The sequence below is a fragment of the Arsenophonus nasoniae genome (assembly GCF_004768525.1).
Classification (GTDB): Bacteria; Pseudomonadota; Gammaproteobacteria; order Enterobacterales; family Enterobacteriaceae; genus Arsenophonus; species Arsenophonus nasoniae.
Genome location: NZ_CP038613.1, coordinates 150,914 through 163,343, shown reverse-complemented (window position 1 = coordinate 163,343; position 12,430 = coordinate 150,914). Strand labels below are relative to the sequence as shown.

The window sequence follows — 12,430 nt, the reverse complement described above, 5'->3', positions numbered from 1 at the left end:
AAAAAGATAGAATACATTAATTTATTTAACAATAAAATCATTCAATTGAAAATATAAGCAAAGATATAAAAGAAAATTTTAAATTTATATAAATATTAGAGACTAGCTTGATTAGATATTTATTTACCTTTTATATTAATATTATAAAAAATTTTCATTAAAATTAAATTAATCCTATTTATTTTCTACTAAATAAGCGAAAAATAATATTTAAAAGCAGTTAAAATGACCATTAGCAGATATTGTATCTTATGATAAGTAGTTTAAATAAAAAGCATATTTATTAAGTTAAGCATAATCTTATCAACTAGTTGAAAGGTAATGTTAATCAATTAATATAAATTTTTTAAATTAATAAATTAAAACAAATAACGAAACCCATTAATATTAAAAAATATACTTTGGTGTAATAATAGCTTACTTACTGACAACTATATTTTCAGCCAATATAACAGCATGCAGCTTAATGAAAAAATAGACTAAACGCCCAATGCAGATACAAGTCACACAACCTATTCTACCGATAACCCGGACTGGTATACTTTACAAAATGGTTTTTTGTGTGGATGGTAAATACAACTATTATATTCATAACAATGGCAAGCAATATACCACGGCAAATACCGTTGGTTATCGACTTGTGAAGCTAGATCTCGGTGTAATGACGCACAAGAAGGATTTGAGGGGGCAAGCTAACCACTATACTAGTCTCTACCTTTCTCTATGAAAATGAACAAACAGGCGTCTATTTTTATCAATAGACTCAAGTTATAAGGAAACAGAGGGTTAATATTGGCCGCTATGATATTGACAGATAATGCTATTGAGTTGTTCATCTAACTAGACTCTGTTTAAGTATGTCATTTATAACAAAGACGAGTAAAAACGGTGCATCCAATACTGGTTCAAATCAGGGATATTGCTTACATGTTAACGATTAATTCGTTAACATGTAGATATATTAGTTAATTGTCCATTTTATTTTGCCTAATTTTCCTGATTCTTCTCGGCTTTTCTCAATAATAACCATCGCCTTATTGCTCTTATCGGTGCAAATGATGATATATCGGTGGACGAAAGATCTGTTTCTTGTATGGGCGCGGACGATGCTTTATTAAGTGTTAAATTGGCCAGAATAGCAATCACTGTACCTATGGTGATGCCGCTATGGAGGAACATTTGCATCATGCTAGGAAAGCCTTCAAATAGATATGGTACCATGATAGGCATTAGGCCTAAACCTAATGTTAATGCTACCACCATTTCATTATTATTATGGCGATAGCTAATACTACTGAGTGTGCGAATTCCCGATACGGCAACCATACCAAACATAATGACGCCCGCGCCGCCTAATATCGGTTTAGGAATTGCCACCACCAGTGCCGCCATTTTGGCAAACATTCCCATTAAAATGAGGAGCAAACCCGATACAGAGACCACGAAGCGGCTACGTACACCAGTAAGGCCAATCAACCCAACATTTTGTGCAAACGCAGCGTAAGGAAAAAGATTAAACAGTCCTCCTACCATAGTTGCAATACCGCAAGCATTGAGACCATTACGTAAAGTGGTAGCGTCGGCCTTTTTGTCAACCATATCACCAATCATCATCATTGATGACATGGTTTCTATCATCACTACCACCATAACCATAGATAACAATGTGACAGGAATAATGTGAAATTCTGGCTTTGCCAGCCACATGATTTGGGGAAAATTAATCCAAGGCGTTGAATTAACGAAATGAAAATCAAGTGGCAGAAAGAAACTCCAGATAACCGTACCGCCTATTAAACCAAGAAGTACGGCAATATTTTTAATCATTCCGGTCATAAAGTGATAGATATGAAGAATAATAATGAGCGTGAGTGCCGCCATAACAAGCGGTAAGATGCCCCCATTATTGCCACTAATAATCCAATTGCCTGCTACAGGCATCAGTGAAAGTCCGATCAGTGTCACAATCGAACCCATAACAACTTTAGGAAAAAAGCGTACAAGATGGCATATCCAGGGGGCACATATCAGCGTGAATAATCCAGCGATGATTACAGCGCCAGAAATACCGCTAATACCATACTGTTTACCAATTAGTATCATTGGAACCAGTGCGGCAAATGTGCATCCTTGCACTAATGGCAAGCGACAACCAATCCATGATCCAAAGCCAAAGGATTGGGCAATGGTTGCTATTCCACAGATAAACAGATCAGTACTAATTAATAGAATAATTTGCTCAACAGGTAAGCCAACAGTATTACCGATAACTAATGGAACGGCGACTGCGCCTGCATACATCACTAAAACATGTTGCAGCCCGTAAAGTATCATTTGCCCAATGGGAAGGACTTCGTTAACTGGGGCTGATTGGTGCTTGGAGATAACAGATCCTTTCATAAAGTTACATCACTCCTGTTGGTGAGTACTTCGTTAACCGGGCTGATCGGTGTTTGGAAAGAACAGTTAATGTGCATGTTAGAACAGTATTTGACATTCAAACTGGTCTAAATTGATCCAATCAGCATTTCAGCAAATATCAATAACTATGCGTAACCCATGCCAATATAAATAAATAGGTAAAAGAGTTGGTGTCATTCGTGAATCAAGTCACGTTTTTTGTCGGCTAGATTGATAAATGGGAAAGTATTGTTAAAAACGCACCGAATAATCATATTTTATACTTGAGGTTAATTCTCATCTTGAGAATATAAAAAAGGGGCTGGTTATGACTATTTGTTTTCAACTCAGTGTTAAAGCCATGATCGATATTACCTGCAACAGCGCTAAAGTTTACTTTTTCCGGCTTTTATTAGTTGAAAAAAGATATTTTCTTGTTTCACTGTGATACGTCATTCTCAAAGTGAGAATACTTTAAGACAAAAAAATGAATAGGGCTAAATATGATAAAGACAACTTTTTGAACTAAATCGCAAAATTTTAAGTTAAGCATAAATTATTAAAAAAATTTGCCCAATTATTGCATCCTTATTGGAACAATATACCTGAGCTTACCAGCTAGGAGAGCGAATGAATAAAATGATTATTGCTGATCCAAGTGAATGCATCGGTTGTCATGTTTGTGAAATTGCCTGTGTGGTTGCTCATAATCATCAATGTTGGCCACAGAGCACAGGTGAGTTTGTCCCGCGTATCAGAGTATTGAACGATGAGAAAAATAGTATTGCGGTAACCTGCCGTCATTGCAATAACGCGCCTTGTATTACCAGTTGCCCGGTGGATGCATTGCGTTTTGTTAGTGCAACCGTTCAGCTTGATCAAAATCGCTGTATCGGTTGTAAAAGTTGCATTATAGCCTGCCCGTTCGGCGCTATTGATATGGTACCGGCAGTGGATTCAAATATCGTACTGGCACAAAAATGTGATATGTGTCAGACAACCAGTGTAGTCCAGCCAGCTTGTGTGACACATTGTCCTACGCAAGCATTACGAATTTTTGATGAGCAAACGTTGTTAACTTTGCGCCAAGAGAGACAACAGAGAACGATAGATAGTGGAGATCATCGTCAGTTCGAAAAACAGCTGCCGCGTAAACAGATATTGAATAAGCCGCTGCGAAAAGGGGCGCAAAAAATTTCTGCTCAACAACGTATTCAGCACTTTGCCGAGATTTATATTGGGCTTGATCAGCAGCAAGCCCATTATGAAAGCACACGTTGCCTCTATTGCGCCCAAAAAGCGCATTGCAACTTAATATGTCCTTTGCATAATCACATACCAGATTTCATTCAGTTAGTCAGTGAAGGAAACATTATGGACGCGGCTGAATTATGTCATCAGTCTAGTTCATTACCAGAAATATGTGGTCGTGTCTGTCCACAAGATCGGTTATGTGAAGGGGCATGTACCCTGAAACATCATGGTGGCTCGGTCTCTATTGGAAATTTAGAGCGCTATATTACTGACACTGCACTGGCACAAGGTTGGCGACCAAATTTATCGCAAGTAAGTCCGCGTTCGGAACGAGTAGCCATAATCGGTGCAGGACCTGCTGGTCTTGGTTGTGCTGATATCCTCGCACGAGCAGGGGTTCAGGCTGATGTGTATGAGCGTCATCCCGAGATCGGTGGATTACTTACTTTTGGCATACCACCGTTTAAACTTGATAAGCAGTTGTTGAGCTCTAGACGCAAGATCTTCAGTGCGATGGGTATTCAGTTTCATCTCAATTGCGAAATTGGTCAGAATATCTCTTTCACTAGATTGACTAATGATTATGATGCTATTTTCCTCGGTACGGGAACGTATGGTTTGATGAAGATTGGGTTGGAAAATGAGCATGCCTCTGGCGTGGTACAAGCACTAGATTTTTTGACTGCCAACACGCGACGGGTGATGGGATTAGAAGATGATCCTCGATATCCTTGGATTGAGATAACCGATAAAAAAGTAGTAGTGGTAGGTGGTGGTGATACTGCAATGGATTGTCTGCGCACGGCAGTACGACGCAATGCTGCTAGTGTAACGTGTGCTTATCGCCGTGATGAAGCTAGCATGCCTGGTTCTAAAAAAGAGGTGACTAATGCACGAGAAGAAGGTGTTGAGTTTTTATTTAACGTTTCACTTCAGTGTATTGTGCTAGATGATACTGGAAAAGTATCAGCGGTGAAACTGACACGTGTTCAATTAGGGGAGCCTGGTAAAGATGGACGACGGAGACCGCAACTAATTGCGGGTTCAGAATTTGAACTGGCGCTCGATGTATTAATCATTGCTTTTGGTTTTCAGCCACATGAGATGCCCTGGTTGCAGGGACACAATATTAATCTTGATGATTGGGGTTTGATCCAAACGGGCGGTCAAGGGCGCTTGTTGACATAAACTAGCAACGACAAAATATTTGCCGGTGGAGATGCTGTGCATGGTGCAGATTTAGTAGTAACCGCAATGGCGGCAGGTCGACAGGCGGCGAGGGATATACTTAATTTTCTCGATCGAAAATCATCTACCAACCAATAAGTTATTAAGGTGACATTGATGAATAATATAGCAGATAAAAGCACGTAATTGCTTGAATGGTTGACTAATTATAAAGGGTTTAACGAATTAAGATATTTTGCCACTTATGAATATTTTAAAATGTTAACTCATTAATTACATTAATAAAGATGATGAATTTAATATTTTTAAATTAGTTTTTTATTATCAGGTTAATAGAAAAGCGAAAAATCAGGCCAAGAATTAGCATAATCTAACCGTAAAATCATAATATTAAATTAACAGTATTCTATTAATAAAATGAGTAAATTAAGATAATTTTGTCCATATACGTAAAGGTGTAAATTGTTTAATTAACTGTTGAGTCATAAAACGTAATCAGCTAAAGTAATATTGTTATTGGAACACGCCAATAACCGAGGTTTTGCAGCCTTGTTCACTAACACACTGGTAAGAAGTTTTACCAGTGCTACTTGTAGCGCCCTTTATGGCGGTTCAGGTAGGGGAGCCGAAAGGCTCGCCGGAGTTAGTGCCGGTCTGCAAACCTTATCTGGATCGCCTCCATAAAGAAAAGGGATAGTAAAAATGCTTGATTTTAGCTATAACTGGCACGGCGCTAATATTGTTGCTGCATTCCAACAAAACATAACTCTATCATCGATTTCCCATAAATTTGGATTAAACTCAAAAATACTAAATAATAGACTTATTCGCATTTTTTCAAGTGATGAAAAGTGTATTATTGCTAGTATAAATCTCCATCAATCTGCAACCTTGCCAAGTTATTATTGCGATAGCACAAAAGCTTTCCAATAGAAGCATTGATATTGAATGTATAACTTAATAAAAAAATTATATTGCTGTGAACGACTATTTCGATTTAATAATCTTAATGTGATTTTTTAATGTGAGAAAGTTTAAATTTAGAATTAAAAAATTAAATATTTTTTGAGAAAAAACTATTTTCTAATTCATTTTATCACCTTATGAAATTACATATGATATTATTTACCTAAGTTATAAAGAGGTTTTGATGAGCAATAATATCAATGATAAATCCATTAATATTATCGATTCAATTATTACGATGGTAGAAAACCTAGATGAACCTTGGGGAATTAAAAGTATAAAATCAGAACATATTTATATGAATAATTCTGCCCGTCTTTTCACAAATACACCAAAAAATTTTTCTATCGAAGGTAAAATGGATGAAGCATTTCCTACTACTTGGAGTGAATTATTTCAGGAGTTTAAAGAACATGATGAATTAACGAAAATTGAGTCTTCTACGACGAGAGTGATTGAAATAGATTACTGGAATGGAAGTCCTACCTTAATACCTTATATCAGTGAAAAAATACCTATTTTAAATAAAGATAAACAATGTATTGGAATTTTATGGAATGCAAAAAAATACTCAATATAAACCCATTGATCTACCATGAAAAAAAAGCTGTCAATATATTAAAAACTTATCAAGAAAGCTGTTTTTTTTCCAAACGAGAACTTGAAATAATATTTTTACTTCAACAAAGACTCGGGAGTAAAGAAATAGCGAAATATTTAAATCTCTCACCTATAACGGTAAATTATAAATTACAGGTTATTTATCAAAAAATGGGTGTTAACTCAGCCAGACAACTTATTGAATACTGTAAAACATATTCTCTTGATAACTTTATACCTGAACGTTTTTTAACTCCAGGTGTTCTTTTTATAACAAAGTGAATTAATTATATGAATTTAATAGATAACTATCCAACAAGTCGTGTTCCGACCAATATACGTTTATCATTTCTGAGTGTTACATTAGTTCATGCTGGTATGCTAACTGCCTTAGATCAATTTATGCTAGGTGCAGTATTAGGTAATTCTATGACTTTAGCTGACGCTTTTTTAGCCATCTTCATTAGTAGTATTATTTTTGGCATTATTACTTTTGCTCTTGGCTTGGCAGGAATGAAAGAAGGATTATCCAGCAGTCTTTTAGCAAGATGGTGTGGATTTGGACGTATTGGTTCAGTTTTGGTCAGCCTTACAATAGCCATTAGCTTGGTAGGTTGGTTTGGGGTACAAAATGCAGTCTTTGCTAAAGGACTTAATTATGCATTAGGCAATAAATTAGGTTTTGAATGGTAAGCAACGTTATCTGGTTTATTTTTGACGATCTTAGTGGCTTTTGGTTTTAAAGCGCTACGATTTACTGCATGGATTGCGGTTCCTTTTTTTGTCATCGTGGTTTTATTTATTTCTGCAGGAATTCTTAAGCATCATAATACAATAGATTTGATTCAGTCTGTTCCTAATGGTGAAACGATAACCTTGTCTTCTGCAATCACATTAATTATGGGAGGATGTATCGTTGCCACTCTTATTACGCCAGATATGAGTCGATATTCAAAAAATAGCCGTCAGGTATTTTGGATGGTTATGGTATCAATTATTCTCGGTGAATTTGTCATTAATGGACTGGCTATATTATTAGCCAGAGCACTAAATACGTCCGATGTCGTAACCATTATGACGCAAACGGCTGGAGGTATTGGTTTATTGGTGGTTATCTTCTCTACTTTGCGGGTAAATGATATTAATCTTTATTCATCCTCATTAAGTATTGCTAATTCAATTTCAGTATTGACGGGCAAAAAAGTTAATTACACTATTATCACTTTATCTATTGGTATCATTGGTACAACTTTTTCTGTTTTGGGTATTTTAGATAAATTTGTTGGTTTTTTGACTATTCTTGGTGTTGTCTTTCCGCCGATAGTTGGTGTTATGCTAACGGATTATTTTATTATCAAGACTCATAGAAATATTCTTAAGGAAACACAACAAGGAGAGAAAATTCCGGCCAATAAAGATACACCTTTAATTGGTTGGAATGCTGTTTTCGCCTGTGTAATAGCCAGTATTCTTGGTATAACAGTGGAAACAGGTATACCAACGATTAATTCTCTACTCGCTGCGAGTATTATTTATGTTTTATTAAGTATCATTAAAAAATAAATAACGATGTAACAACGGAAAAAACTGCATAAATGGCGACCACTCTAATGAGCTGGTCGATCCAAATGATAATAGTAGATTAGTCGTTACTGCTAATCAATTTAGCAAACATCTGTGTTTTTCAGCGGCTTTGATAAATAATAGCGGGTGTAACAGTGAGCAAATTTGTCTAAGTGTCCATATTCCTTATAGCCTAATTTTTTATAAAAATTAACAGCTTGAAAGTCAAAAGTGTCAACATAAGCCATATGACACTTTCTTTTTATTGCTTCATCTTCTGCTTTTTTCATTAAATCTTTTCCAAAGCCCTTTTTTCTGTAGTTTTCCGCTATCCATAGATATTGGATATCTAAGCCACCCCACCAGGTTCTGGCAATCAAGCCACCAACAATATTATCATTATCCATTAAAGTCACTTTTAGCGGATGCATATCTACAGTGGTAAAATTGGAATTATGTTTCCACAGACTATCAATGATGGTATTTTCTTCTGCAATATTTTCTTTATCGTTAAGTATAAGTTTCATCTTAGTATCATCCTTTTTGTTTGTTGCTGAAAATTTTTTTAATTTTTGTGTATATCAATTAGTTATTCATGTTATAAATCTTTTTTATCATATTTTTTTGTTTTTTATAAATAAAGTTGTAGTTTTAATTTTTTATATATTTGAAAGTGTTGTGTTAATTTTTGGTTAATTTTTATCTTTCTATTATCGTGTTATTTTGCTGACATTAAAGTAAAGGTTTTATTCTATTAACAGAAAATTATCTGATAATCAAGGTTAAATATTAACCTTTTTTCTAACTTAGAATTTGTTTAATGTAGTTAACAAAAGAAGATATAACTGATTTGTTTTTGTTATAAAGTTTAGTAATTTTTTATTTAAAAATTTTATAGTTAGTTTAAAGGCTTTTGCCAACACTAGGGTATATTTGTATTTTAAATTTAATAAACAATGGAGTAAGTAAAGATACGGATATTAATTCTAACAATGTAAATTTAAGCTATCAAAAATAAAACCAATAATAATCGTTTTTGACGTTGAATAAATATTAATAATAAAGCTAAGGGATGTATAAATAACATAAAAGGGATTAATTTATCGATTTATATCGATACAAGTAATGAAATACTAATGGGCAAAAGTGGTAAAAGTAATCATTATTAAATGATCGTACAAAGTATGTGATATTTATTAACTAGAATAAATAGTTAAAATACAATAAGTTTAGTCTTGATTTCAATAAGTTAATCGACATCAAAAACGCACTTCTTTCCTTGTTGTGCGTTTTATTTTTTATCAATTAAGGGTAGCTGTGTTGGCTCAGTTAACAACGGCACAGTCGGCCAAGGTTAAAACAGATCCTAGTTGAATACTTATAAGTACTCACTCTTCATTTTGTTCAAAAAGAGATTAAAATGTAGGTTGCTTATTAATTAGTATTATATTTAATTTCTATCTATGTTGAACTTTATTTCGGTACTCATGGTTGAACTTATATGGATAGGCTTAGGTCCGATAGAACGACTCTTTGCAATGGCCGTTAATGCAGCCTTATCAAGGGTATTGAAACCAGAAGAGCGAATGATTTTAGCGTCATATAAGCTACCGTCAGTATTAATATTAAATTGTAATAATACTCGCCCTCGATGGCGCTGTTTTCTGGCTTTACGGGGATATATTTTATTGCGCTCAATTTCTTGTTTGACTAGCGAATAATAGCGTTCACCTTCTTTTCGTTCGCCTACCTTTATTGGAGAAGGTTCATTATTTAGAGCCCCTCCTTGCATGGTGGTATTATTGTTGCCGTCAAAATTCACTGCGGAATTAACCGATGGATTATTGTTCTTATTCTTATTGATTTTCTTCTTGGTTTCTAAGACGGTTTTATTATTAGTTTTTTTGACCGCTGTTATTTTCTTTTTATCATTGATTTTTTCTTGTTTCTTTTTAACGGTTAGTACTGGATTTATTGGTGAATCAGGTAGAATCATTGGTTGCGCTTCACTAGAAGATCTATTTATTTCGGATATTGTTTCTATACTGGCAGATACCAAGGTAATTGTTGTATTAGGAGAAATATTATGGTCGCTTGCTAATGTCGGCGTAGAATTAGCAGAGGTCGATAAGCACAGCCATATTAAAGCAGTATGTAAAATAATAGATAATACAATATAAGCTAACAGTCTTATCATAATTTTTTATCTCAACATTTTAGTTGGTTTAATATGGTTGTGTTATTGTTTATTTAATTAAAACTTACTATTAAAACTGAGTTTAAATGTTCTTCCCGGGGCAGGCATCATAGAACGAGTTAACGGGTCGAGATAATATTCATCAGTTAAATTGGTTCCGGTTAATTCTACTGACATATTGTCATTAATTTTATAATTCACATAGGCATCAATTGTAAAAATTGGATCCCAACGCATTGGATTATTATTCGTACCTAAATAAGAAAGAGGTTTAATAATCATTAAATGTTTTTCATCACGATTTTCTGCTTTACTATGGTAGGTAAATCGACTGCCAATTTTGATTTTTTTATCCCATAAACGAGCACCTAAATTCATATTCAGGGAGTACTTAGGTTGAATTGCAGTACGTAAAAAACCACCCGGAAAACCACCATCAATACATTCTGGAATATTGTGTTGATTATAAGGATCTAAATAATGACTGGTATTAAGATCACAAACTTTATTTTTTATATTATAAACGTAACTAATATCACTAAAAATAAAATCATTATCATAACGCCCCTGTATTTCAATACCGGATAATAACTGTCTATCCATTTGGGTAAAATTATATGCCATATCACGATCGAATACGTTTTCTATCGTGGTGTCAAAATAGATTAATTTAATATCAGCGTGTTTTTCTGTTTTTAATAGATTTGCCAGATTATAGTGAATACCAAATTCTTGTGTTTTAGCGCGTTCCGGTTTGGTTTTTTCACCCATAACAATTCGGCGTTCGTCGGAAAAGCCAACCCCGTCTTCATATAAGCTGGGCATTCGGACTGATTCGGCATAACGAAGATAAACACTTAAATCATCCGTGATCGATATGCCCGCTGAGAGGACCGGGGCAATACCGTGATCTTTGCGTTTTTTCTCTTTTTGCCATAGCGTGTCTTCTGGCCGAGCAACAAGAATTTTATCCCCATCTGTAATCTGTTTAGAATAATAGCGTTTTACCGTTTTTCCTGTTTTAGCATCAATCGTTTCTTCATCTATATTTATTTTACCGGTAAAGAAAGGATTATCCTTTTTATGCAATTTTCCATCGTTAGGGTTGTAAAGTAAGGTAATCGATTTTGGTCGATAATTGGTTCCATTTTTATCGGGTATTTGCACTTGCTTGTTAGTACCTATCTTAATCAGGTATTCATCTTGTTCTGTATACTCTTTTCTTGTTGCCAGCGTTAGCTCGATACGCTGTTTTTTTAATTTATCGATATTGTTTGCTAGCGCTATTTTCTCCTGCTCATTAAGTTGATTTTTATTATCGGCTAAGGCCTCTGTTAATCGAGCTATTTCTGTCATATAAATATGGTGTTTGCTGGCAGCTAGTTTTTTTATTCGTTTCTTCCAGTCATCGGCATAAGCATCATTGTCATAATCTTGTTGATTAACTGATTGAAAAAACGGAACATTATAGCCGGCAAGATAGCCGCTCTTTTGGTAGCCGCTTATTTTTTCAGTTCTTTTTCTATTGACCAGATCATCAATTGACCAATAAGTCACATAATTGGCGCCGGCGGAGAAAGTTAAGAATTCCACCGGTTGCCAGTCGAATTTAAACCCCAGTTGATACTCTTGCCGACGGCCTTCTTTGCCTGGATATTGGAAATAACTAACCTTAACACCAGTATATTCCGTATGGTTAATTAATTTTTCATTCTGAAAGCGGCCGTTCAGGGTAAGATTTAAATTAGGTGTCAGGGTAAATATATTGCTAATGTCCAAACCCCAGCGATTATTTTCATTACTATTATTAGCGCTATTGATTAAGCTACCATCAATAGTGGGATTTTTAATCGCGGTGCCAAACTTATAGAAGGTGAAATTATCCCAATCAGCATCTCTGTCTTTTGGGGCTCTTGGGTAGCCGCCCGTACTATTGGTATTTGCATCAGTATGATTAAACCAAGCACTCAGATAAAAATCGAACCATCGACTATCAAGCGATTGATATTTAAGGTTGGCACTACCGGCTTTTTGGTGCACCTGAGCTAAAGGCCATTGCGGAACCAAATTACGTTCGATATCAACAAAACCCAGTCGAGAGGGCATAATATCGCCAAATTCCAGTCGGGAATCGCGATAAGTAAAATTAACCGTTAAATCATCAGTCAGATGCCAATTATTTTTTAGTAACAGCGATTTCATCATATTGGAAGTGTTAGGCACTTCTTTGCCTGGATGATAAATATTGGCAACAAAAGGCAT

General features: G+C 35.0%; 8 protein-coding genes and 2 pseudogenes. 6 read left to right on the top strand and 4 right to left on the bottom strand.

Annotated elements, in window-relative coordinates; translation table 11 throughout:
* The first annotated feature begins 490 nt into the window (after positions 1 to 490).
* A complete protein-coding gene (locus ArsFIN_RS00650; RefSeq protein WP_026822404.1) occupies positions 491 to 727 on the top strand; it encodes a hypothetical protein in 237 nt (78 codons plus the stop codon).
* Between the two features lie 260 nt (positions 728 to 987).
* Here the strand turns inward: ArsFIN_RS00650 and ArsFIN_RS00645 are convergent, their stop codons facing one another.
* Positions 988 to 2,400: a nucleobase:cation symporter-2 family protein gene (locus tag ArsFIN_RS00645; RefSeq protein ID WP_026822403.1), complete on the bottom strand. Its 1,413-nt coding sequence runs from the start codon at positions 2,398 to 2,400 to the stop codon at positions 988 to 990.
* A 630-nt stretch (positions 2,401 to 3,030) separates the two neighbouring features.
* Here ArsFIN_RS00645 and ArsFIN_RS00640 point away from each other — a divergent pair.
* The 5 genes and pseudogenes from ArsFIN_RS00640 (at position 3,031) to ArsFIN_RS00620 (ending at position 7,971) form a co-directional block, all read left to right on the top strand.
* Positions 3,031 to 4,980, top strand: a pseudogene (locus tag ArsFIN_RS00640) (FAD-dependent oxidoreductase).
* A gap of 564 nt (positions 4,981 to 5,544) precedes the next feature.
* On the top strand, positions 5,545 to 5,775 hold the full coding sequence (locus tag ArsFIN_RS00635) for a helix-turn-helix domain-containing protein (RefSeq protein WP_034249432.1): 231 nt from the start codon (positions 5,545 to 5,547) through the stop codon (positions 5,773 to 5,775).
* Between the two features lie 217 nt (positions 5,776 to 5,992).
* Positions 5,993 to 6,388, top strand: coding sequence for a hypothetical protein (locus tag ArsFIN_RS00630; protein WP_051296978.1), 396 nt, complete (start codon positions 5,993 to 5,995; stop codon positions 6,386 to 6,388).
* Positions 6,361 to 6,690, top strand: a complete 330-nt coding sequence (locus ArsFIN_RS00625; protein ID WP_051296977.1) for a helix-turn-helix transcriptional regulator — start codon at positions 6,361 to 6,363, stop codon at positions 6,688 to 6,690. Before ArsFIN_RS00630 ends, ArsFIN_RS00625 begins: the two co-directional genes overlap by 28 nt.
* Positions 6,691 to 6,699: 9 nt before the next feature.
* A pseudogene (locus ArsFIN_RS00620) lies at positions 6,700 to 7,971 on the top strand (cytosine permease).
* Between the two features lie 101 nt (positions 7,972 to 8,072).
* On the opposite strand, the gene ArsFIN_RS00615 reads toward ArsFIN_RS00620, so the two are convergent.
* From ArsFIN_RS00615 to ArsFIN_RS00605, 3 genes are all read right to left on the bottom strand, one after another.
* Positions 8,073 to 8,498, bottom strand: coding sequence for a GNAT family N-acetyltransferase (locus ArsFIN_RS00615; protein ID WP_026822402.1), 426 nt, complete (start codon positions 8,496 to 8,498; stop codon positions 8,073 to 8,075).
* 923 nt (positions 8,499 to 9,421) lie between these two features.
* Positions 9,422 to 10,168, bottom strand: coding sequence for an energy transducer TonB (locus ArsFIN_RS00610; RefSeq protein WP_026822401.1), 747 nt, complete (start codon positions 10,166 to 10,168; stop codon positions 9,422 to 9,424).
* Between the two features lie 57 nt (positions 10,169 to 10,225).
* Positions 10,226 to 12,430, bottom strand: a complete 2,205-nt coding sequence (locus ArsFIN_RS00605) for a TonB-dependent receptor domain-containing protein (RefSeq protein ID WP_051296976.1) — start codon at positions 12,428 to 12,430, stop codon at positions 10,226 to 10,228.

What these genes read in the sequence shown, in the direction of transcription:
- ArsFIN_RS00650 (WP_026822404.1), top strand. Translation starts at nt 491, where the DNA reads ATGCAGATACAAGTCACACAACCTATTCTACCGATAACCCGGACTGGT.
- ArsFIN_RS00645 (WP_026822403.1), bottom strand. Translation starts at nt 2,400, where the DNA reads ATGAAAGGATCTGTTATCTCCAAGCACCAATCAGCCCCAGTTAACGAA.
- ArsFIN_RS00635 (WP_034249432.1), top strand. Translation starts at nt 5,545, where the DNA reads ATGCTTGATTTTAGCTATAACTGGCACGGCGCTAATATTGTTGCTGCA.
- ArsFIN_RS00630 (WP_051296978.1), top strand. Translation starts at nt 5,993, where the DNA reads ATGAGCAATAATATCAATGATAAATCCATTAATATTATCGATTCAATT.
- ArsFIN_RS00625 (WP_051296977.1), top strand. Translation starts at nt 6,361, where the DNA reads ATGGAATGCAAAAAAATACTCAATATAAACCCATTGATCTACCATGAA.
- ArsFIN_RS00615 (WP_026822402.1), bottom strand. Translation starts at nt 8,498, where the DNA reads ATGAAACTTATACTTAACGATAAAGAAAATATTGCAGAAGAAAATACC.
- ArsFIN_RS00610 (WP_026822401.1), bottom strand. Translation starts at nt 10,168, where the DNA reads ATGATAAGACTGTTAGCTTATATTGTATTATCTATTATTTTACATACT.
- ArsFIN_RS00605 (WP_051296976.1), bottom strand. Translation starts at nt 12,430, where the DNA reads ATGCCTTTTGTTGCCAATATTTATCATCCAGGCAAAGAAGTGCCTAAC.